This is a genomic window from Agrobacterium salinitolerans (assembly GCF_002008225.1).
Taxonomy (GTDB): Bacteria; Pseudomonadota; Alphaproteobacteria; order Rhizobiales; family Rhizobiaceae; genus Agrobacterium; species Agrobacterium salinitolerans.
This window is the reverse complement of record NZ_MRDH01000002.1, coordinates 303,507-325,694: the sequence shown is the minus strand read 5'-3', so window position 1 is coordinate 325,694 and position 22,188 is coordinate 303,507. Positions and strand designations below refer to the sequence as shown.

The following is a 22,188-nucleotide window of genomic DNA, read 5'->3' as shown; positions in this document are numbered from 1 at the left end:
TCATCCTCGGGCCTGTCCCGAGGATCTAACCACCTGTCCAATATTCAACGGTGGCAGATGCTCGGGACAAGCCCGAGCATGACGGAGGAGAGGTTTTCAGCCTTTGTCGTCAACCTGAGGGCGGAAACACCCCCGCCCTTTCGCTTTTGCTTACTCCGCGGCCACTTCCGCCTCGTGGTCGGCGATAAAGCCGCCGGACTGGCGACGCCACAGGTCGGCATAAATGCCGCCCATCGCCGCCAGCTCCGCATGGCTGCCCGCTTCCACGATCCGGCCCTTGTCGAGGATGATGAGCCGGTCCATTTCCGTCAGCGTCGAAAGGCGGTGGGCAATCGCGATCACCGTCTTGCCTTCCATCAGCGCGAACAGGTTCTCCTGGATCGCCGCCTCGACTTCCGAATCGAGCGCCGAAGTAGCCTCATCAAGCACCAGAATCGGCGCGTTCTTCAGGAAGACGCGGGCGATCGCAATACGCTGACGCTGGCCGCCGGACAGCTTGACACCACGTTCGCCCACCTGGGCATCGAGACCCTGACGGCCATGCATGTCGACAAGCGTTTCGACGAAGTCCCAGGCATTCGCCCGCTTCGCCGCCGCGATCACCTGCTCGTCCGTGGCCTCGGGATGACCATAAGCGATGTTGTCGCGGATCGAGCGATGCAGCAGCGACGTATCCTGCGTCACCACGCCGATCAGTTCGCGCAGGCTGTCCTGCGAGACCTTGGAGATGTCCTGCCCGTCGATGGTGATCCGGCCGCCTTCGAGATCATAAAAGCGCAGCAACAGGTTCATCAGCGTCGTCTTGCCCGCACCCGAGCGCCCGACCAGACCGACCTTTTCGCCCGGCTTGATGTCGAGCGTCAGCCCGTCGATCACGCCCTTGTTCTTGCCATAGTGGAAGCGGACGTTGTCATAACGGATGGCGCCCTGCGGTGCGGCAAGCTCAGGCGCCTTCGGAACGTCAACGATGTCATGGGGCTTCGTCATCATCGACATGCCGTCATAGACCGTGCCGATATTTTCGAACAGCGACGTGACTTCCCACATGATCCACTGCGACATGCCGTTGACGCGCATGGCAAGGCTGATCGCAATGGCGACCGAACCAGCCGTGACCGAACCCTGCATCCAGAAATAAAGACCGAGCGCCGCCGTGGAAAACAGCACCACGGCATTGTTGAGGTCGATCAGGATGTTGAAACCGGAAATCTTGCGCATCTGGCGGTGAACGGTTCCAAGAAACACGTTCATGCCCTCACGCGCATATCTTTCCTCGCGCCCCGCATGGGAAAACAGCTTGATCGTCGAGATATTGGTGTAGCTGTCGACGATCCGGCCCGTCATCATCGAGCGCGCATCGGCCTGTTCCTGCGCCAGCCGGCCGAGTTTCGGCACGAAATAGGTGAGGATGCCCATATATATACCGAGCCAGACCAGCAGCGGAATGACCAGCCGCCAGTCCGCCGCAGCCACCATGAACAGCATCGAAACCACGAAGCTGATCGCATAGACGAACACGTCGATCACCTTCAACGCCACTTCGCGGATCGCCAGCGCCGTCTGCATCACCTTGGTGGAAACCCGGCCGGCAAATTCGTTGGCGAAAAAGTTCATGGAGTGGCGCAGCAGGAAACGGTGCATTTTCCAGCGCGCAATCATGCCGAAATTGCCGGCAAGCGTCTGGTGCATCGTCATGGTGTGGACAGCACCCATCAGCGGCAGCAGGAATAGCACCAGCCCCGCCATGACGATCAGATGCCAGCCCTCATCGGCAAAAAAAGTCTCGCGATTGGCCGTGGAAAGCCAGTCGACGATATTGCCGAGGAATTTGTAAAGCATGGCTTCCGCAATGGCGATGCCCATCGACATCAGGCCGAGCAGCAGCAACCACGGCCAGGCGGGCTTCACATAGTGCCACAGGAACGGCAAAAGCTTCTGTGGCGCCACTGACGGCGCCGAAGCGGGAAAAGGATCGAGGCGTTTTTCAAACCAGCCAAACATAGGCCAAGCTCCGGCAATCAATCGCTCCATCGTGACAGGGTGAGCAGACACAAATATGGCTCACGACGGAACGGAAAAGTCTTTGAACATGGCCGCAACAGCCACATGGTGAATCAAACTATGGGAAACGCGGCAAGGCCGCGGGATACCACCTAAGCCAGCAGGCGAACCACTGGGGCCGGGAGGCGAATGCGAATGTCATTTGGCATGAGAACCTCCTTTGGCTGGTGTTGAAGACGCCGATCTTTTATCGCAAAAGAAGACGAAACACCAGCCGCCTGCCTCAAAAAAGTGCAACCGTATATCGGCACGGATTTGCCCGTTCGATTTTCCCGGCAGTGCGATCTGGATTTGCCCGCAAAACATGGATCAGGAGACCATGCAGACAATCAGGATCGCCCTCTACCAGCCCGATATTCCAGGCAATACCGGCACCATCCTGCGGCTGGCAGCCTGTCTTGGCCTTGGCGTCGACATCATCGAGCCGGCGGGCTTCGATATTTCCGACCGCAATCTCAAACGGGCAGGCATGGATTACATCGCCGCGGCGGCGCTGACGCGCCATGTCAGCTGGGACCGTTTCGAGGAATGGCGGGCAACCACCGGCCGCCGCCTCGTTCTCGCCTCCACCAAGGCCGCCTTGCCCTATACGGATATCACCTATCGCGCCAACGATATCCTGCTGTTTGGCCGGGAAAGTGCCGGTGTGCCTGATCATGTGCATGACAAGGCGGATGAGCGAATCATCATCCCGATGATGGCCGGACAGCGCTCGATCAACGTCGCCATGTCGGCGGCGATGGTCGCCGGCGAGGCCTTGCGCCAGGTGGCATGGTCCTGACCTGCCATCTTTACAGCCAATTTTTCAGGCAAATATGAAAATTGAACGTTTTTACCGCGGAACTGTCGCAACCCGGCCTGTACCGAAGGCGTTCACGCTCCTATACTGATTAGCCGGACAACAAAAATCGTACTCGCCGGAACCATCTGCCGGCGGGTGTGAGGAGACGTCGCATGCAATCCACCATTGTCATCGTCAACCTTCTCGGCGCCGTCGCGTTGCTGCTCTTCGGCCTTGCCCAGGTGAAGGACGGCGTAACCCGCGCTTTCGGCATGAAACTGCGAAGCGTGCTGGCCACAGGCACGCAGAACGGTCCGCGCTCCTTCTGTTCCGGCTTCTTCGCCACCGTCGCCCTGCAAAGTTCGACCGCGACGGCACTGACAGTCGCTTCCTTCGCGGAACGGGATCTCATCAAGCCACGCATGGCACAGGTCGTGCTGCTTGGCGCCAATGTCGGCACCGCCGTTACCGCATGGATCGTCGCCGCCGGCGTCGAGTGGCTTTCGCCGCTGCTGATCCTTGCCGGCATTATCCTGAAAAAAGGCAGTTCCAATGCCAGACAGGGCGGCGGAACCGCCGTCATCGGTATCGGCCTGATGCTTCTGTCGCTGCATCTCTTAAGCGGCGCCACCGAACCCATGCGCGCCTCTCCGGCGCTCGGCGTCTTCATCGGCCTGCTGGATGGCGCATGGCCAGTCGCGCTGATCTTTTCCGCCGTGCTCGCCTTCGTCTCCTCCTCCAGCCTCGCCGTCGTGGTGCTGATCCTGTCACTGGCCGCCACCGGCACCCTGTCCACGGGACTCATCATCGTTCTCATCCTCGGCGCCAATCTCGGCGGTGCCATTCCGCCCGTCATCGCCACGCTGTCCGGCCCGGCATCGGCGCGGCGCATCACCATCGGCAATCTTGTCGTTCGCACCATCGGCTGCCTGGTTGCCATGCCGCTCGCCTCCTATGGCGCAACGTATCTACAGCAATTGCCGCTTTCGCCCGCCAAATTGCCCGTCGACGCCCACCTGATCTTCAATGTCATCCTCGCGGCGCTGGCCTGGCCCTTCTCCGGCCTGATTTCCGACCTGATGACAAAGCTGGTGCCGGGTGATCCGAAAGCCGAAGACGGGCCGAATTTCCTCGACCAGCAGGCGCTGGATATGCCGGTCGTTGCGCTTGCCAACGCCACCCGCGAGGTCTTAAGCGTCGGCGACAGCATCGAGCGGATGCTGATCCGCGCCGAAAACGCCTTCAAGCACAATGATCTGGCGCCGCTTCAGGAGGTTTCCCTGCTCGAAAAGAAGGTCGACCGCCGCCAGCAGGAGGTGAAGGTCTATCTCTCGCAACTGGGCCGCAAAGGGTTGACCGACGAGGAAGCGCGTCGTTCGATCGCCATCATCGATTATGCCATCAACCTCGAACATATCGGCGATATCATCGAAAAGGGCATCTGCGAGCAGATCCGCAAGAAGGTGCTGAACAGCTTCAAATTTTCCGATGACGGTTATGAGGAGCTGAAGACCCTGTTCGACATGACCATCGAGAACCTGCGCGCCGCCCAGAGCATTCTGGTGACCGGCGACTTCGAGCTTGCCCGCCGGCTGATGGAAAGCAAGGTGGATATACGCCGCCTCGAAAAACAATCCTCCAACCGCCATCTGGAGCGGCTGCGCGACGGGTTGGCGGAAAGCATGCAGACCAGTTCGCTGCATCTGGACATGCTGCGGGATTTGAAGCGCATCAACGCCCATATCGTGACGGTGGCGCATCCCATTCTGGATGAAAGCGGCGTGCTGATCGAAAGCCGCCTGCGTTACGCCGAACCGCGCGCCTGAGCATTTCCAGGAAAAGTGGCCCCGGTTTTCCGTCCGGAAATGCGACAAACAAAAAATTTAGAGCGTTTTCGCGATTCGAAGAAAAGCGAAGACGCTCTAAAATTCAATCGGCAGAGGGCAGACGCCGCATGGTGAATTCGATGCGGTCGCCTTCCAGCTGCCGCCAGCTTTCCACTTCCGTCCAATAGGCCGCTTTGGGAAAGCTGTCGAACCATTCGCGCGCCTTGGCGCGGGCTTCCTCGCGGCCAAGACAGAAGGTCTGGCGCACGAACATGCCGTCGCGCTTTTGTTCACCGCCGGCGCTTTCACGTTCCCTGCGATGATTGGTGATCCTGCGCTTCAGCCCGTCGAGCGGCGGCGGTCCGGTAAATTTCGTCATGATATTCACCTCTGGCACCTACATCGATAAAGATAGTGCCCGCATGTGAACTTGGCGAGTCGAATTTGTGCGCGGGGCCTGCACCTGCTAGACGCGACAGGGAATCGACGTCACCAAAGGAGAATACGCATGGAACGGCCAATCTTGCCGAAGGGCTTGCCCGACGACATCGAGGACAAGAAGGCCCTTGCCCAAGCCTGGTTCCAGCATCTTCGCGACACCATCGTCGCCTCCTTCGAGACCCTCGAAAGTGACCTGACGGGCCCTCTTTCCGATCAGGAGCCCGGCCGTTTCGTCCAGAAAGACTGGCTGCGTGAAAATGGCGAGGGCGGCGGCGGGAAGATGTCGATGATGGAAGGCCGCGTCTTCGAAAAGGTCGGCGTCCACACCTCCACCGTCTATGGCGAATTCTCGCCGGAATTCCGCAAGCAGATACCGGGTGCGGAAGAAGACCCGCAGTTCTGGGCGTCGGGTATCTCGCTCATCGCCCATCCGGTCAACCCTCATGTTCCGGCCGTGCACATGAACACCCGCATGGTCGTCACCACCAGCCACTGGTTCGGCGGCGGCGCGGATCTGACGCCGGTGCTGGGACGCAGACGGACGCAGGAAGACCCGGACAGCCAGCTTTTCCACCGCGCCTTCGAAATTACCTGCAACCGCCATCCGGTCGCCGATTATCCGCGCTACAAGACGTGGTGCGACGAGTATTTTTTCCTGAAGCACCGCAACGAAGCCCGCGGCATCGGCGGCATCTTTTTCGACTGGCTGCACCCACAGGAGGAGAATGGCGGCTGGGACGCCAATTTCGCCTTCGTGCAGGATGTCGGCCGCGCCTTCAATCTGGTCTATCCGAAAATCGTCCGCGCCAATTTCAACCAGAACTGGACGGAAGCGGACCGCGACGAGCAGCTTATCCGTCGTGGCCGTTACGTGGAATTCAACCTGCTTTACGATCGCGGCACGATCTTTGGCCTCAAGACCGGAGGCAACGTCGAATCGATCCTGTCCTCCCTGCCGCCGGTGGTGCGCTGGCCCTAAAGAACCTCACATAAATTTGACGCTTATCAGCCATTTCGTCGCAAATAGCGCAAATTAGGACTTATGGAAAAATCAAGGCAATGATAGTCTCCTCCTCGCAGACGTACTGGAGGAGCTATCGTCATGATTACTTCGAACAGCATGCCTATCTCTGCTTCCCCCGAGGGAGCACAGCAATCCATCGATACCCCGGAATTGATCGACCGCCTGGCAGCGGAAATGCGCGCCACGGGTGATCGCGAACTGCCGCATTCCTTTTATGTCGAACAGGTAAAACGCTCCCTTGCCGGACAAAACACGGCGCGGCGGGCGGACAATGACGAAATGCCTCGTACAAAAATTCCGGCAGCCGGCACATCCTCTGTTTTCCAGTGCTGGGCGATGCCCGAATAGGGGCTTGAATAAGGTCGAGGGACGCCGCTGTGGAACATAAGCGGTGAACTTTCGTTTCTTGTTGGAGGGACAGCAGGCAAGTGGATTGCTGTCCCTCAATCAAAACAGGGAGGCAAGACCATGAGACTGTTTGAATGTGGAACGCTCGTGCCCGGCTGCGCCTGGCACACCCGCGCAGACGACGATGCCGAAGTCGTGCGCCGAACCGTTGAACATATGCGCTCGGCCCATGGCGAAACCGTCATCCGCGAAAATATGATCGAAAACATCAAGGCGCGCATCCGCGACGAAGCGAATGCGGCGTAAGCCGAAACGCCGCCACTATTGCGGCTTCAATTCTCCAGCATATCTTTCAGCCGGGCGGTCAACGCTGCCCGGTCCAGCGAGAAATTGACGTCGATCCACTTTTCCTCGAGGCTTTTCAGCACTTCGCCCACCTTCGGACCGGCCTCGACGCCAGCGGCCATCACATCCGCGCCGCTCAGAGGAAAGCCCGGTTTGTGGAATTTTTCCGCCCGCGCCAGCAAAGTCGAAAGCCGCGCAACTTTCCGCATGGCCGTGTCGCCAGCCGAAAGATCGGCGCGTGCCGAAGCAAGCGCCAGTTTCAGCCGCGTCTTCACGCCCTCCACACCCTGGCGATATAGCAGCCGGTCGAGCGCCGTCTCCTTCAACTCAGGGTCAGCCGCCGGAGCCGAGGCCCAGTGGTTAAGATAAGCCGCTTCGGCTTTCGACAGCCGGAGGCGCGCGGCAAGGGCAGCCAGCCTGTCCCTGTCCGGCGGCACGATGGCGGCAAGCCGCAGCATCGGGTCCACCGCCCAGCCGAGAGTTTGCTCCGTCGCCACCAGTCCATGAATGGCGTCGATGCCCCATTTTTCCGTTTCGGGAAGAATTTCCGCCAGAACGCCCGATTGCCGCATCCACAAAAGGGCGCGCGAAGGATCGCGGGCGGAAAGCAGCTTTTTCAATTCGCTCCACACCCGCTCGGCCGAAAGGGTGCCCAGCTTGTCCTTGGCCCGCGCGCTTGCCCGCAAGCCGTCCGCATCCGGGCGGCCAGAACCGTAATGGGCAAAAAAGCGGAAAAACCGGAGAATCCGCAGATAATCTTCCGAAATCCGCATCGCCGCATCGCCGATGAAACGCACTGTGCCGGTCTCGATATCGGGAAGACCATCGACAAGGTCGATGATCTCGCCCTTTTCATCGGCATAGAGGGCATTGATGGTGAGGTCGCGCCGCTCGGCATCGGTCTGCCAGTCGGTGCCGAAAGCCACCTGTGCGTGGCGGCCATTGGTCTCGACATCATGGCGAAGCGTCGTCACCTCGTAACCCTCGCCGTCGATGACCAACGTGACCGTGCCATGGTCGATGCCTGTCGGCACCGTCTTGATGCCCGCCGCCTTTGCACGCTCCACGACCACATCAGGGGTGAGCGTCGTCGCCATGTCAATATCGGCGACGGGCAGGCCCATCAGCGCGTTGCGCACCGCGCCGCCGACGATCCGCACCTCGCCGCCATCGGCGTTCAGCAGCGCAAAGATGCGCTTCAGCGCCGGTTTCTCGAACCAGTCCCGCCCGGCAAGGCTGCTCATGAATAAAACCTCTCGTAAATCGTCCTGACGATGCCCGCCGTAATGCCCCAAATGTAGCGCTCGCCATAGGGCATTTCGTAGAAAAACCGCTCCTTCCCCTGAAAGATGCGGCTGCCGCGCCCGTGATTGGCCGGGTCCATCAGGAAGGACAACGGCACCTCGAAAACCTCATCCACTTCAGTGGGATTGAGCGTCAGGTCAAAACCGGGGCGAACGATCGACAATACCGGCTTGATGCGAAAACCGGTCCCGGAAATATAATCCGGCAGACGCCCGACAGTCTCGACATAAGAGCGCGAAAGGCCGATTTCCTCTTCCGTCTCCCGCAACGCTGCCTCTTCCGGCGTGCGGTCCTCGGCATCAATGCCGCCGCCGGGAAAGGAAATCTGGCCGGAATGCTGGCGCAGGGTTGCCGTGCGTTGGGTGAAGATCACCCGCGCATCGTTGCCATCGTCGATGACAGGTATCAGCACGGCTGCATCCTTCAGCCGGACGCCGTTGCCAGAAAGCACCACGCCCGGATTGAGCACATGGTCGCCATTTTCCCGCTCGGCCACGCCCTCGCCTTCCTGCAGCACCCGGCGGCGGAAATCGCTGGCGGTAAAACCTTTGAATGTCGTCATTGTCATTGCGAAAGCCGTTCCAGTTCCTTGGCGGGCATCACGGGAAAGATCACCCCGCCCGAGCGCAGGGCAAACATCTCAACGCCATCCACGTCGATCACCTCGCCAAGGGCGACGAGGTCATACATCACGGCCCGCGAGACGAGCGCTTCCAGCCTACCGCGCACCAGAAGATAGGGCTTCAATTCCCGGTTCTCACCGAAAACCTCGAACCGCAGCGGGTGCTCCGGCCCCGCCTCCACCACGTCGCCGACATTGGTGCGGAAGGTCAGCAGCGGCTCGCCATCGTCCTCACCCGCCGTCACCTTCATTTCCACGGCGACGAAAGGCGCGTCCACCACGCGGATGCCGACTTTTTCCACAGGAGTTACGAGATAGGTCTTCCCGTCCTCATCCTTGCGCAGAACCGTGGAAAACAGCCGCACCAAGGGCGCTCTGCCAATCGGTGTGCCAAGGTAGAACCAGGTGCCGTCAGCCCGGATTTCCATGTCCAGATCACCACAATAAGGTGGATTCCAGCGTTCTACCGGCGCCGGCCCGCGCTTCGCATCGCCGGTCTGTTCCGCGGCGCGGGAAATCATCGCCGCAAGCCCGGCCGCATCGCCTGCCGAATTTATCGTCTCCGCTGCCATATTCGAGTCTCGCTTTGCCGATAAGGAAATACTAAGTCACGACATAGTCATTCGAATGGCGCTTGTCAGCGGCCAAGAGAGCAATAAGCTGTAAGCGGGGCGATATAGGCCCGGTGGCGAAGGTATGAGGAGAGCGACATGGGCGTGATGAATACCGGCGAAACCCTTGATGAAAAGGCCATCGTCGCTGCGGCCGAAAAGGCGCTTTCCGACATTGCGGCCATCCGCACGGAAGTCTCCAAGGTCATTTTCGGCCAGGAAAAAGTGGTGCAGAACACGCTTCTTGCCATCCTCTCGGGCGGCCACGCGCTGCTCGTCGGCGTTCCCGGCCTCGCCAAGACCAAGCTCGTCACCACGCTCGGCACCGTAATCGGCCTCGATGCCAATCGCATCCAGTTCACACCGGACCTGATGCCGTCAGATATTCTCGGCTCCGAAGTCATGGATCAGGACGAGAACGGTCGCCGTTCCTTCCGCTTCATCAAGGGTCCGATTTTCGGCCAGTTGCTGATGGCCGACGAAATCAACCGCGCCAGCCCGCGCACGCAGTCCGCCCTTTTGCAGGCCATGCAGGAATATCACATCACCATGGCCGGCCAGACCTACGAGCTGCCGAAGCCGTTCCACGTTCTGGCCACACAAAACCCGCTGGAACAGGAAGGCACCTATCCGCTGCCCGAAGCCCAGCTCGACCGCTTCCTGCTTCAGGTCGATGTCGGTTATCCCGAACTTGCCGCCGAGCGACAGATCCTTCTCGACACGACAGGCGCCGCCTCGGGCGAAGCGCGCGGCGTGATCGATGCCGGGCGTCTGATGGAAATCCAGTCCCTGATCCGCCAGATGCCGGTCAGCGACAAGGTGGTGGATGCGATCCTTTCGCTCGTCCGCTCCGCCCGCCCCGGCCATGGCAACAAATTGACCGACAAGCACGTTGCCTGGGGACCGGGTCCGCGCGCCGGCCAGTCGCTGATGCTGACGGCCCGCGCCCGTGCTCTTTACGAAGGCCGGCTCGCTCCGTCGCTGGACGATGTCCATGCGCTGGCCGAACCGGTGCTGGAACACCGCATGGCGCTGACCTTTGCGGCCCGCGCCGAAGGCATGTCGGTGCGCGATGTCATCGCAGCGCTTGTGGAGCAGGCGAAGAACTGAACGCATCCCAGGCCTAAATTTTCGCGAAAGGACGGCATGTGGCATCCATCGGCCAGATCGTAGACAAGACGCCGGGTAGCGAAGTTCTGGCGCGTGCACGACAGCGCGCCGCCCTGGTGCCGGACTGCATGGTCGAGGCAAAGCGCATCGCCAACACCGTTATCGCCGGCTGGCACGGCCGCCGCAAGCGCGGCATCGGCGAAAATTTCTGGCAGTTCCGTCCCTATGCCGAAGGTGAGAGCCTGTCACGCATCGACTGGCGGCGCTCGGCCCGCGACGACCACACCTATGTGCGAGACCGGGAATGGGAAGCGGCCCACACCATTTGGCTTTGGGCCGACATGTCGCCGTCTATGATGTTCAAATCCACCCTTGGCTCTGTTTCAAAGGAAAGCCGGGCGCTGGTGCTGATGCTGGCACTTGCGGAAATCCTCGCGCGCTCGGGTGAGCGCATCGGTTGCCCCGGCATCATGGAGCCTGTGTCGGCCAGAAACGCCGCCGAACGACTGGCCGCCGCCATCATGCACGCGCCGCTGACCACTGGCATGCCGGAAACGGGCATGATCCGCGGCGCGAGCGACATCGTGCTGATCGGTGATTTTCTCGATGATGCACAGACCGTGATGGAGCGCATTTCGCCGCTCGCGCGGCGCGGCCTGCGCGGTCATGTGGTGGAAATTGCCGATCCGGCCGAAGAGACTTTTCCCTATTCCGGCCGCACCGAATTCACCGATCCGGAAACCGGTGAAAAACTGGTGTCGGGCCGTGCCGAAACCATTCGCGAGGATTACACCCGCGCCTATCTCGCAAGGCGTGAGGCTCTGTCCTCCTCGTTGCGCCGTCTCGGCTGGAACTTCGTGTTCCACCGCACCGACCATCTCGCCTCCGAGGCGCTCGTCGCCGTTCACATGTATCTTTCCGGCGCGCCGGCACAGGGCGGTGGGCAAGGCGGTGGCCGTCGATGAGCGCATTGCCTTTCGTCTTCACCAGTCCCTATATCCTCTTCGGCCTGCTGGCGCTGCCCGCCATCTGGTGGCTGCTGCGACTGACGCCGCCGCGCCCCAAGGCGGAAGTGTTTCCGCCGCTGAAGATATTGGCGACGGTACTGAAACGCGAGGAAACGCCCTCGAAAAGCCCATGGTGGCTGACCCTCCTGCGCATGGCGCTCGCCGCCGCCGTGATTTTCGCGCTCGCCGATCCGGTGGTGAACCCGCGCAACAACAGCATTGCCGGCAGTGGCCCGCTGGTGCTGGTGGTCGACAATAGCTGGGCCTCCGCGCCAGACTGGGAAAGACGCGTTGCAACCGCTGAGGCCCTGATCGGCGATGCGGAACGGGCCGACCGCCCCGTCTCCATCAGCTTCACCGCCGATGCAGAACATGACGCTGTACCGGGAACGGCAGGCGTTGCACTGGAAAAGCTCGCCGCAGCAAAGCCGAAGCCGCTCGTGCCGGACCGCGTGCGCACGGCAGAAGCCATCACAGAGGCGCTGAACGGCACGCCCCCCGGCACGCTCGCTTATATCGCCGATGGCGTTCAAACCGCGCAGGATGAAAGCGCACTGAGGACGCTCGCCAGCCTCTCACCCGCCGAATTCCGCATTGTGAAAGGCGACGGCAAGGCGATCAACGCCATTACCGGCGCCAGCAACAATGCCGATGCCATGAGCGTCACACTGTCACGGCTCGACACGGCCGAAGCCGCCCGGCTGACCGTCAATGCGCAGGACAGCCAGGGCCGTATCCTTGCCAACGGCATCGCAAACTTCGCGCCCGGCGCGGCCGAAACCACGGCGACGGTGGAAGCGCCCTTCGAACTGCGAAACGATTTCGCCCGTCTCTCCCTCGAAGGTGTTTCGACGGCAGGCGCGGTGCATCTTCTCGACGACGGCTTCCGCCGGCGTCGCGTGGCGCTGCTGGCCGGCGAAACCGGCAATGATTTCCAGCCGCTGCTACAACCGCTTTATTATATCAGCCGTGCACTTCAGCCCTTCGTTGATCTCATTCCGCAGCGGCAGGCCGATCTCGCGCAGGCGATCCCGGAAATCCTGCAATCCAATCCTTCGGTCATCGTCATGGCCGATATCGGCCGCCTGCCGCAGGAAACCTATGAGCCGATGCAAAAATGGCTTTCGGGCGGTGGCACGCTCATCCGTTTTGCCGGACCGCGCCTTGCCGCAGCCCCGGCCGACGATCCGCTGGTGCCTGTAACACTCAGACAGGGCGAACGCGCGCTTGGTGGCGCGCTCTCCTGGGCCGAGCCGCAGCCGCTGGCCGATTTCCCGAATTTCGGCGCTTTCGCCGGCATGCCGAAGGCCGATGGCGTCCTCGTCAAACGCCAGGTTCTGGCCGAGCCGACACCCGATCTGGCTGAACGCACATGGGCGAGCCTTGCAGACGGCACGCCGCTCGTCACCACCCGCAATGTCGAGGCAGGCCGCATCGTGCTCTTCCATGTCAGCGCCGAAGCAAGCTGGTCCGACCTGCCGATCTCAGGCCATTTCGTCGATATGCTGCGCCGTATCGTGCAATTGTCGAAGGCGGGCGGCGCTTCTGCCAACGCAAACGCCCCGGCCGCTGCCTCGCCCCCCTTCCGGCTGCTGACGGCCGAAGGCGCGCTTTCCGCCGAAATCGGCACTGCCCGGCCGCTGGAAATGCGCGCCGGCCAACCGCCCCGCTCCGGTTTCGACAATCCCCCCGGCCTCTATGGCACAGAGGATGGTTTCGTGGCTCTCAATCTTCTGCCGGCTGGCGCCACGCTTCGCCCGCTCGATACCTCGGTCGCCGGTGTCAACACCACCAGCGAAGCACTGATCGGCGAAACGGCGAAATCGCTGCGCCCGGCCTTGTTCATCGCTGCCTTCCTGATGCTGATTGCCGACAGTCTCATCGTGCTCTTCATGAACGGCGCCTTCGCACGCCTGCCGAAAGCCCGCAGCGCGACCGCCGCCACCGTGCTTCTGGCGCTCGGCGCCTTTGCCGCCATGTCTCCAACGGACGCCCGCGCCGACGACCCCAAACCCGGTGACGAGCAGATTTTCGAGCGGCTGGACACGACGCATCTCGCCTATGTCCGCACAGGCGAAGACGATGTCGACCGCATTTCCGAGCAGGGTCTCCAAGGTCTCAGCGAATTCCTGACCTGGCGCACGACGCTGGAACCCGGCCAGCCTGTCGGACTCGATATTTCCAAGGATGAATTGTCCTTTTATCCCATCATCTACTGGCCGGTTTCGGCCTCCGCCCCGATGCCGTCTAGCGCCGCTATATCGCGCATCGATGCGTATATGCGTGCCGGTGGCACCGTTCTGTTCGATACGCGCGACCAGTTTTCTTCGCTCGACACCGGCGCGACCAGCCCTAACGGCGAACGCCTGCAGGCGATCCTTGCCAATATCGACATTCCGCCGCTGGAACCTGTGCCGGAAGACCATGTTCTGACGCGCTCCTTCTACCTGCTCACCAATTTCCCCGGCCGTTACAACGGCTCACCGCTATGGGTGGAATCGCGACAGGGAGCGGCGAAGACCACCTCCGGTCTCTCCTCCTCCGGCGATGGCGTGACGCCGATCATGATAACGGGCAATGATTTCGCCGGTGCCTGGGCCGTCGACGCACAGGGCGCTCCGGTTCTGCCCACTGTGCCGCCAGACGAATTGCAGCGCGAACATGCTTTCCGCTCCGGCGTCAACATCATGATGTATATGCTGACCGGCAACTACAAGGCCGATCAGGTCCATGTTCCGGCACTTCTCGAACGGTTGGGGCAGTGACATGACATTGACCTTCGCCCCCTTCCTGCCGTGGATCGTGATTGCCGTTCTGGCTGTCGCCGCCCTTGTCCTCTCCTTCATCGGCCTGTGGCGCGGTGTCCGCGGCGCATGGCTGCGCGGGCTGGCGCTCGCCGCTTTGCTTGCCGCCATCGCCAATCCGCTTTTGACGCAGGAGGAGCGCGAACCGCTTTCCACCATCGTTCCCGTCATCGTCGACCGCTCGCAGAGTCAGGATGTGCAGGACCGGCCGCAAATGACCGACACCGCCCTGAATGCGCTGCAAGACCGGCTGTCCCGCTTCCCGCGCATCGAGCCGCGCATCGTGGAAGTGCGTGACAATGGTGAGAGCGATTCACCCTCGACGCAGCTTTTCTCGGCCCTTTCCTCCGCCGTTTCGGATGTCTCGCCATCCCGCGTCGGCGGCGCGATCTTCCTCAGTGACGGCCAGATTCACGATATCCCGAATGCCCTGCCCAATGCCGAACAGGTGCTGGGCTTCCGCGCCCCCGTCCACGGACTGATCACCGGCAAGGCCGATGAATTCGACCGCCGTATCGAGATCGTCCGCGCCCCGCGCTTCGGCATCGTCAACGAGGAACAACAGCTGACCTTGCGCGTCTTCGATGACGGTCGCCCCGCCGGCGGCGGTGCTGCGGAAGTGACGGTGAAGATGAACGGTGAGGAAATCGCGACGCTTCAGGCCACGCCCGGCCAGCCGACGCCGCTCAGCTTCAAGGTTCCGCGCGGCGGCAACAATGTCATGGAATTTTCCGTCGCCGAGCTTCCCGGTGAAGTGACGGCTGCCAATAACCGCGCCGTTCACCTGATCGAAGGCATTCGCCAGAACCTGCGCGTGCTGCTCGTCTCCGGCGAACCCCACGCCGGGGAACGGGCGTGGCGTAACCTCCTGAAATCCGACGCCTCGGTCGATCTGGTGCATTTCACCATTTTGCGCCCGCCGGAAAAGCAGGACGGCACCCCGATCAACGAACTCTCGCTGATCGCCTTCCCCACCCGCGAGCTGTTCGTCGAAAAAATCGAGGATTTCGATCTCATCATTTTCGACCGTTACCAGCATCGCGGTGTGCTGCCGATCCTCTATTACGATTACATCGCCCAATATGTCGAAAAGGGCGGCGCGCTGCTGATCGCCGCCGGTCCGGAACATGCCGGGCAGGATTCGATCGCAATGACACCGCTCGCCTCCGTGCTGCCGGCGCAGCCGACCGGGCAGGTGCATCAGGCCGCTTTCTACCCGCGCCTTTCGGAAGCGGGCAAAAAACACCCTGTCACCCGTGGGCTGGATGGATCGGCCAACGAGCCGCCGCAATGGGGCCGCTGGTTCCGCACCATCAGCGTCGACCCGCCGCAGGGCCAGACGGTGATGCTGGGCGACGGTCAGGACCCGCTTCTGGTGCTGAACCGCCAGGGCGAAGGCCGTGTTGCCATGCTGCTGTCGGATCAGGGCTGGCTCTGGGCGCGTGGTTATGAAGGCGGCGGCCCGCATGTGGCGCTTTACCGCCGTATCGCCCACTGGCTGATGAAGGAGCCCGAGCTTGAGGAAGAGGCTCTGACGGCGCGTGCCAATGGCCGTACCTTGCAGATCACCCGCCAGACTATCGGCGACGATCCCGGTCAGGCAAGCGTGCGTTTCCCTTCGGGCAAGACGGAGAACATGGCCTTCACCAGCACCGAGCCCGGTCTTTACAAAATCGAGCGCCGCATGGATGAAACCGGCCTGTTCGAGATCAAGAACGGCGACTTCACCACTCTCGTTCATGTCGGCGCGGTGGATGCGCCGGAATTCAAGGCGATGATCTCGACGACCGAAACGCTGAAACCGCTGGCCGATGCCACCAGGGGCAGCGTGCACCGGGTGGCCGATAGTTCCGGCCGCATCGCCCTTCCCGATATATTGCCCGTTCGCGGAGATATCAGGGTTGCCGATGAGGATCGCATGCTGATACGCATGACCGACGAGACGGTGCTGAAAGGCGTCAATACCCTGCCGCTCTTTGCCGGTTTTGCCGGGCTTGCCGCCCTGCTGCTTGCCTTTTCCGCGCTGTGGTGGCGTGAGGGCCGGTAAGGGCGTTTCCAGCGAAGCGCTTCAGGTCTCGGAACGGAAAACGGGAAACGGCCGCCGCCCGGCGGCCCGGGAAGATGAACATGAATTTCGTTTTGAGCGATGTCGCGGATGCAGAGGCCGAAAAGGCCATTCGCGATCCGCTGGTGGCTTATAATCTCGCCCGTTTCGGCGAAAGCGACAAACGCGAACTCAACATCACCATCCGCGATGACGACAATACCGTCACCGGCGGTCTGGTGGGCCATACCGCTCGCGGCTGGCTTTACGTGCAGCTTCTTTTCGTGCCGGAGGTCATGCGCGGTCAGGGCACAGGCCCGAAGCTGCTTGCCATGGCGGAGGAAGAAGCCAGAAAGCGTGGCTGCATGGGCGCCTATATCGACACGATGAACCCGGACGCCCTGAGAACCTATGAGCGCTACGGTTTCACGAAGATTGGCTCGCTTGGCCCCCTTTCCAGCGGCCAGTCGATCACCTGGCTGGAGAAGCGGTTCTAGGCGGCAATCCCCGATACCCCACCGTCCACGGTTGGGCCCATGGCCTCGCGGATTTGCTGGCGAAGCCATACGGCTCCGGCATCCGCGTCAGTCTGCAATGTCCAGACCATGGCGACGGGCGGGAAACTCAGCGTCACCGGCACGGGGCTTATTTCCAGCCCCAGCATTGGCGCATAACGAAGGGCGATGCGTGAGGACACGGTCGCCAGCACCGCTGAGGATCGCGCCGTCGCCAGAACCGAAAGGAAATCCGGCGCAGCCGCAACGACATCGATTTCCAAGCCGCTCAGTTCCAGTGCATCCTTGATGCAGCCATGCAGGCTGTCCGTCTGCGATATGACCGCATGTTTGGCCTCGATATAGGCGTCCAGTCCTACGGGATTGGGCAGATCGAGCAAAGCCGGGTTGAAGCAGCACAGCACGCTGGAGGAATAAAGCGGTTCGCAATGGTGGCGCTGCTCCTTCGAATAGGTGCATCCAACAGCCATGTCGATCACGCCCGTATCCAGCATCGCCGTGATCTCCTGCTCCTGCCCGCTGCGGGCCAGAATGCGGATGCCGGGCGCGATTTCGCGCAGCCGCGCCGTCAGATCCGGCAAAAGCAACAGTTCCACCTCGCTAGACATGCCCAGCCGGAACGTGCGGCGCTCGGTGGCCGGATCGAACACATCCGCCGTCAAAACCGCCGCCTGCGCCTGCCGGAGCGCCTGCCGCACCGGGCCAGCCAGATGGAGCGCCCGCGCCGTCGGCTTCATCTCCTGCCCCACGCGGATGAAAAGCTCGTCCTGAAACAGCGTCCGCAGGGTGGAGAGATTATGGCTCATCGCCGGCTGCTGGATTTTCAGCCGCCGCGCGGCGCGCGTAACGTTCATCTCCTCCATCATCGCATCGAAAGCGATGAGAAGATTGAGGTCGAAGGAACGGAGATTGAAATGATCGATAGTTTGCATAAGTCACATCGATTTGATTGCTGACCTGTCTACACTTAGCTGGAGTGCGGAAAGTTTCAAGACATTCCCTAACTCAGGAGCCTTTTATGCCATCACGTCGCTCACTTCTCAAAGGCGCCGCCAGCGCCATCTTTGCAGCCCCTTTCATTGCGCCCTCCCTCGCCTTTGCCAAAGCGCCGCTCGCTGCCACACAGGCACCCGGCTTCTACAGGCTGATGGTCGGCAAGGTGGAAGTCACCGCGCTGTCGGATGGCGTCGTCGCGCTGCCGCTTGCAAAACTTTACACCAACACGACACCGGAACACGCATCCAAGGTGCTGAAGGATGCCTTCCTGCCGGACGAGACGCCGACCTCCGTCAATGCGTTTCTGGTCAATACCGGCGACAGGCTGGTGCTGATCGATGCCGGCACCGGCACCTATCTTGGCGCGAGCCTTGGCAAGCTCATCGCCAATATCGAAGCTTCGGGCTACAAGGCCAGTGAGATCGACGACATCATCCTCACACACATCCATACCGACCATTCCGGCGGACTTTCGGCGAATGGCAAACGCGTTTTTGCCAACGCGACCCTGCACGTCAACAAGCGCGAAGCCGCTTTCTGGCTGGATGAGGCAAAGGCGAAGGCCGCGCCCGAAGCGATGAAAAAATATTATGCCGAAGCGAGAGAGAGCATCCAGCCCTATATCGATGCCGGCAAATTTGAGACCTTTACCGATAACGCCGCGCCGGTTCCCGGTCTTGGCTCGATCCTTTATGCCGGCCACACACCAGGCCACAGCGCCGTCATTCTGGAAAGCGACGGCCAGAAAATCGTCTTCTGGGGCGATATCACCCATGGCGATATCCTCCAGTTCGATGAGCCGGATGTGGCGATCGAATTCGACGTCGACCAGAAGGCCGCCGTCGTGGCGCGTGATCTGGCGTTCCGGCAGGCGGTGGAAGGCAGACATCTTGTGGCTGGCGCACATATAGCCTTCCCCGGTATCGGCCATGTGCGCACCGACAGCACCAATTACGATTGGCTACCGGTCAATTATACGGCGCTCTAAGGGGCGAAACAGCCTGGCCTGATCCTCAACGGGTCAGGCCTTTGCGCGGGAACGACGCGTCAGGTCAGCGCCACCTGCCGCGTTTCCGCATTGATCATCGTCGCGGCAATGGCGGCAAGCACCAGCAGACCGGCGAAAATGCCGATTGCGACGCCAAAACCCTGCGCTATGGCATAGCCAAGCAGAGACGGCGCCAGCAGGCCGCCCAGCCTTGCCATGGCGCCCGCAGCCCCCATGCCGGTTGCGCGCGATTCGGTCGGGTAAAGCTCCGGCGTAAAGGCGTAGAGCGCGCCCCAGGTGCCGAGAAGGGCAAAACTCATGATCAGCAGCGAAGCGGCAATCATGACGCCGCCGACCGCGAGTGTGAACAGCAGGCAACCGAGCGCCGAGAGCAGGCAAAAACCGATCAGCGTCGGCTTGCGACCCCATTTTTCAACGCCATAAGCGGCAAGCGCATAACCGGGGATCTGCGCCAGCGCCACCAGCACCAGAAACCCGTAACCGCGCACGAAACCGAAACCGTCGCCCGCCAGTTTCGCCGGCATCCAGGTGAAGACGCCGTAATAGGAAACAGAGACGAGGAACCAGATCGCAAGGATCATGAGGCTGCGCTGCCTGAGCGCCGGTGAAAATATCCCCTGGCCCTTAGCCACATCAGACTGGAAAAGCGCCGTCCCGGCATCGAGCGGCGCGCGCCCATTCGTCACCAGCATGCGGTTGACGACGGCCTTGGCTTCCTCCAATCGCCCGCTGCGCAGCAGGTAAAGTGGCGATTCCGGCACCAGAAAACGTAAGCCCAGACCCAGAACGGCCGGGAACGCCGTCACGGCAAAAATGTAACGCCAGGCATCGGCGACGCCGGCAAGGCTCGCGCCCCAGGCCGCCAGCGCCACGATCAGCGTGCCGACAGCCCAGAAACCCTCCAGAAAGACCAGCCAGCGGCCACGATTTTTGGCGGGCAGGAACTCGGCCATCATCGCATAATCCACCGGCAGCGTGCCGCCCACGGCGGCACCGGTGAGAAAGCGCAGAACAAGCAGGATGGTAAAATCAGGAGCGAACACCGAAAGCACACCGAACAGCGCATCGCAGGCCACGGTGACGATCAGCACACGGCGACGCCCGTAACGATCCGCCAGCCGCCCGAAGCCGGCAGCACCAAGCAGCATGCCGAAAAAGAACGCCGTGCCGGTCTGCAGCGCCTGCGGCACCGTCAGCCCGAAGGTTGCGGCAATCGAGGCGGCGGTGAAGCCGACGGCGAGAACCTGCATGGCATCCGCGGCCCAGACGAGGCCGAATATGCCCATCAGCCGCCGCTGATAGGCGCCTGCGCCCGCGCGCTCCAGCGCATCGTTCATGGTGATAGCCGTCATGCCCCGCCCCTTTGCAGAAATCGACTTTGACTTGCTATCGTATAGGGGAAGGAAACGGAATTGAATTCTGTGGAGGGTTTGCACGGTTGGAACGAAATACACGCCGCAACGATAGGCGAACCCCTCAGCCGTAAACCCTGAGCGGCTCCTCAAAACCCTCATCTGCCGCCATGGCGGCCGGCATGACGGCCTGGCAATTGCGCCAGCCGATCTTGCCCTTCAGCCGCTGATGCACGTCGTCTCCAATTGGCACCACCAGCACCCGGCTCGGGTCCACCGGACCCGGAAAATCGAGCGCCGCATAAGCGACCTTCTCGAAACCGAGCGGCATGTAATAGGGCGGATCGCCAATCAGGATCACGGCTTCCGAGCCGTTGCGCCGGGCGGCGGCAATGGCGATCCGGACGAGTTCCCGGCCGATGCCCTTGTTCTTGTGCGAGGGCCGAACGGCAAGGGGCCCGAGCATATGGCCCTTCACCCCGCCGGCCAGAACCGGCGTCATGCGCACCGAAGCGATCGTCTCGCCATCATCGGCGCAGACGAAGGACAGCGACCGGTCATGCGGCCCCTGCTCGCGGATGCGCGCGGCCGCACGGGTATGCCGGCCGGGACCGAATGCTTCTTCGTTGATGACGTCGATGATGGCGTCGTGCGACGCGTCCTCGGTGAGGTAGACAAGATCGTGCTTGGACATGAAGAGACCGAAACTTCCAGAATACGGATGCGACAATAGATGACGGCTGCGCCGGTAAGGGCGTTCAGGAGCGTCAGCGTCGTCGGAGCATCCGTGGTTCGATCATAATCAAAAATTTCCTCAGAATTGTGAAAATCGCAATTATCAGGAAAATAACGGCCCGTCCAGAACAAATCGCTACGCCGTGCCATTCCCGCTATGCGAGGCGGAAACGCATTGTTCAGTACCTGGCGGGTTCGCGCCTGACCGTGAAACGGGTAGGATCGGCCACAAGGAAACAACCAAGGAGATCATCATGGGTATGCTCGTGGAAGGCGTATGGAAAGACGTCTGGTACGACACCAAGGAAACCAAGGGGCACTTTAAGCGCAGTGCCTCGCAATTCCGCAACTGGATTACAGCGGACGGCGCACCCGGCCCTTCCGGAGAAGGCGGGTTCGAGGCGGGGAAGGACCGTTACCACCTCTACGTCTCCCTCGCCTGCCCCTGGGCGCACCGCACCCTGATCTTCCGCAAGCTGAAGAAGCTGGAAGACCTGATTTCCGTCTCCGTCGTCGATCCGCTGATGCTGGAAAACGGCTGGGAATTCAAGCCTGAGGGCGAGCGCACACCGGGCGCGACCGAGGATCACCTCTTCGGCTCCTCGGCGCTCTGGCAGGTCTACACCAAAGCAGACCCCAAATATTCGGGGCGTGTCACCGTGCCAGTGCTGTGGGATAAAAAACGCGGCACCATCGTCTCCAATGAATCGGCGGAAATCATCCGCATGTTCAACGTGGCCTTCAACGATCTCACCGGCTCGCAGGCCGATTATTATCCTGAAGCACTGCGCTCGGAAATCGACGCACTGAACGAGGTAATCTACGACACCGTCAATAACGGTGTTTACAAAGCCGGTTTCGCCACCACGCAGGATGCCTACCAGCAGAACGCCGTAAAGGTATTCGAAACGCTGGATATGCTGGAGGACCGCCTGAAGGATCGACGTTTCCTGTTCGGCGCGGAGCAGACGGAAGCGGACTGGCGGCTATTCACCACGCTGGTGCGGTTCGATCCTGTCTATGTCGGCCATTTCAAGTGCAACATCCGCCGCATCCACGACTATCCGCACCTGACGGCTTATCTGCGCGATCTCTACCAGACGCCGGGCGTACCTGAAACGGTCGATATGCGCCACATCAAGGAACATTATTACCGCAGCCACCGCACCATCAATCCGACCGGCATCGTGCCCGTTGGCCCGGAACTGGACCTGACCATGGCCCATGGCCGCGAGGCCCTTGCCTGACGGAA

At 61.4% G+C, this 22,188-nt stretch carries 20 protein-coding genes; 12 read left to right on the top strand and 8 right to left on the bottom strand.

Annotation, left to right across the window (positions count from 1 at the left end; translation table 11 throughout):
* Positions 1 to 150 precede the first annotated feature (150 nt).
* Positions 151 to 2,001, bottom strand: coding sequence for an ABC transporter ATP-binding protein (locus BS627_RS01765; protein ID WP_077981574.1), 1,851 nt, complete (start codon positions 1,999 to 2,001; stop codon positions 151 to 153).
* A 379-nt stretch (positions 2,002 to 2,380) separates the two neighbouring features.
* On the opposite strand from BS627_RS01765, the gene BS627_RS01760 reads away from it, so the two are divergent.
* Both BS627_RS01760 and BS627_RS01755 read left to right on the top strand, forming a co-directional pair.
* Entirely contained in the window at positions 2,381 to 2,842 is a 462-nt protein-coding gene (locus BS627_RS01760) for a tRNA (cytidine(34)-2'-O)-methyltransferase (RefSeq protein ID WP_077981632.1), read from the top strand.
* Between the two features lie 173 nt (positions 2,843 to 3,015).
* Positions 3,016 to 4,668 carry a Na/Pi cotransporter family protein gene (locus BS627_RS01755; protein WP_077981573.1) on the top strand — a complete coding sequence of 551 codons (1,653 nt, stop codon included), beginning with the start codon at positions 3,016 to 3,018 and terminating at the stop codon, positions 4,666 to 4,668.
* A 103-nt stretch (positions 4,669 to 4,771) separates the two neighbouring features.
* Here the strand turns inward: BS627_RS01755 and BS627_RS01750 are convergent, their stop codons facing one another.
* Entirely contained in the window at positions 4,772 to 5,047 is a 276-nt protein-coding gene (locus tag BS627_RS01750; RefSeq protein ID WP_077981631.1) for a hypothetical protein, read from the bottom strand.
* Between the two features lie 129 nt (positions 5,048 to 5,176).
* Here BS627_RS01750 and hemF point away from each other — a divergent pair, with 129 nt between their 5' ends.
* The 3 genes from hemF (at position 5,177) to BS627_RS01735 (ending at position 6,787) form a co-directional block, all read left to right on the top strand.
* The gene (gene hemF / locus BS627_RS01745; RefSeq protein ID WP_077981572.1) at positions 5,177 to 6,088 is read left to right on the top strand and encodes an oxygen-dependent coproporphyrinogen oxidase; all 912 of its coding nucleotides are present in this window, start codon (positions 5,177 to 5,179) and stop codon (positions 6,086 to 6,088) included.
* A 123-nt stretch (positions 6,089 to 6,211) separates the two neighbouring features.
* Positions 6,212 to 6,481 (top strand): hypothetical protein, encoded by a 270-nt coding sequence (locus BS627_RS01740; RefSeq protein WP_077981571.1) that lies wholly within the window; start codon positions 6,212 to 6,214, stop codon positions 6,479 to 6,481.
* Between the two features lie 120 nt (positions 6,482 to 6,601).
* Positions 6,602 to 6,787, top strand: coding sequence for a DUF1059 domain-containing protein (locus tag BS627_RS01735; protein WP_004442982.1), 186 nt, complete (start codon positions 6,602 to 6,604; stop codon positions 6,785 to 6,787).
* A gap of 26 nt (positions 6,788 to 6,813) precedes the next feature.
* Here the strand turns inward: BS627_RS01735 and BS627_RS01730 are convergent, their stop codons facing one another.
* Genes BS627_RS01730 through BS627_RS01720 form a run of 3 tightly spaced genes read right to left on the bottom strand, consistent with a single transcriptional unit; the run spans position 6,814 to position 9,325 of the window.
* The gene (locus BS627_RS01730) at positions 6,814 to 8,070 is read right to left on the bottom strand and encodes a CCA tRNA nucleotidyltransferase (protein ID WP_077981570.1); all 1,257 of its coding nucleotides are present in this window, start codon (positions 8,068 to 8,070) and stop codon (positions 6,814 to 6,816) included.
* Complete coding sequence (locus tag BS627_RS01725; RefSeq protein ID WP_077981569.1) at positions 8,067 to 8,699, bottom strand: NUDIX hydrolase; 633 nt, start codon at positions 8,697 to 8,699, stop codon at positions 8,067 to 8,069. The genes BS627_RS01730 and BS627_RS01725 overlap by 4 nt, the downstream gene beginning before the upstream one ends.
* Positions 8,696 to 9,325 carry a DUF1285 domain-containing protein gene (locus BS627_RS01720; RefSeq protein WP_077981568.1) on the bottom strand — a complete coding sequence of 210 codons (630 nt, stop codon included), beginning with the start codon at positions 9,323 to 9,325 and terminating at the stop codon, positions 8,696 to 8,698. Before BS627_RS01720 ends, BS627_RS01725 begins: the two co-directional genes overlap by 4 nt.
* 138 nt (positions 9,326 to 9,463) lie before the next feature.
* On the opposite strand from BS627_RS01720, the gene BS627_RS01715 reads away from it, so the two are divergent.
* The 5 genes from BS627_RS01715 (at position 9,464) to BS627_RS01695 (ending at position 16,826) form a co-directional block, all read left to right on the top strand.
* Positions 9,464 to 10,474, top strand: a complete 1,011-nt coding sequence (locus BS627_RS01715) for an AAA family ATPase (RefSeq protein ID WP_077981567.1) — start codon at positions 9,464 to 9,466, stop codon at positions 10,472 to 10,474.
* Between the two features lie 38 nt (positions 10,475 to 10,512).
* Positions 10,513 to 11,439: a DUF58 domain-containing protein gene (locus BS627_RS01710; protein WP_077981566.1), complete on the top strand. Its 927-nt coding sequence runs from the start codon at positions 10,513 to 10,515 to the stop codon at positions 11,437 to 11,439.
* Positions 11,436 to 14,246: a DUF4159 domain-containing protein gene (locus tag BS627_RS01705; RefSeq protein ID WP_077981565.1), complete on the top strand. Its 2,811-nt coding sequence runs from the start codon at positions 11,436 to 11,438 to the stop codon at positions 14,244 to 14,246. Before BS627_RS01710 ends, BS627_RS01705 begins: the two co-directional genes overlap by 4 nt.
* Before the next feature lies 1 nt (position 14,247).
* Entirely contained in the window at positions 14,248 to 16,332 is a 2,085-nt protein-coding gene (locus tag BS627_RS01700) for a hypothetical protein (RefSeq protein ID WP_077981564.1), read from the top strand.
* Between the two features lie 80 nt (positions 16,333 to 16,412).
* Entirely contained in the window at positions 16,413 to 16,826 is a 414-nt protein-coding gene (locus BS627_RS01695) for a GNAT family N-acetyltransferase (protein ID WP_077981563.1), read from the top strand.
* Here BS627_RS01695 and BS627_RS01690 read toward each other — a convergent pair.
* The gene (locus BS627_RS01690) at positions 16,823 to 17,776 is read right to left on the bottom strand and encodes a LysR family transcriptional regulator (RefSeq protein WP_077981562.1); all 954 of its coding nucleotides are present in this window, start codon (positions 17,774 to 17,776) and stop codon (positions 16,823 to 16,825) included. The genes BS627_RS01695 and BS627_RS01690 overlap by 4 nt on opposite strands.
* A gap of 86 nt (positions 17,777 to 17,862) precedes the next feature.
* Between BS627_RS01690 and BS627_RS01685 the strand changes: the two genes are divergently transcribed.
* Positions 17,863 to 18,828 carry an MBL fold metallo-hydrolase gene (locus BS627_RS01685; RefSeq protein WP_077981561.1) on the top strand — a complete coding sequence of 322 codons (966 nt, stop codon included), beginning with the start codon at positions 17,863 to 17,865 and terminating at the stop codon, positions 18,826 to 18,828.
* A 59-nt stretch (positions 18,829 to 18,887) separates the two neighbouring features.
* Here BS627_RS01685 and BS627_RS01680 read toward each other — a convergent pair whose 3' ends face one another.
* Both BS627_RS01680 and BS627_RS01675 read right to left on the bottom strand, forming a co-directional pair.
* Positions 18,888 to 20,201: an MFS transporter gene (locus BS627_RS01680; RefSeq protein ID WP_077981560.1), complete on the bottom strand. Its 1,314-nt coding sequence runs from the start codon at positions 20,199 to 20,201 to the stop codon at positions 18,888 to 18,890.
* 124 nt (positions 20,202 to 20,325) lie between these two features.
* Entirely contained in the window at positions 20,326 to 20,895 is a 570-nt protein-coding gene (locus BS627_RS01675; protein WP_077981559.1) for a GNAT family N-acetyltransferase, read from the bottom strand.
* A gap of 295 nt (positions 20,896 to 21,190) precedes the next feature.
* Between BS627_RS01675 and BS627_RS01670 the strand changes: the two genes are divergently transcribed.
* Positions 21,191 to 22,183, top strand: a complete 993-nt coding sequence (locus BS627_RS01670; protein ID WP_077981558.1) for a glutathione S-transferase family protein — start codon at positions 21,191 to 21,193, stop codon at positions 22,181 to 22,183.
* The last annotated feature ends 5 nt before the right edge of the window (positions 22,184 to 22,188 follow it).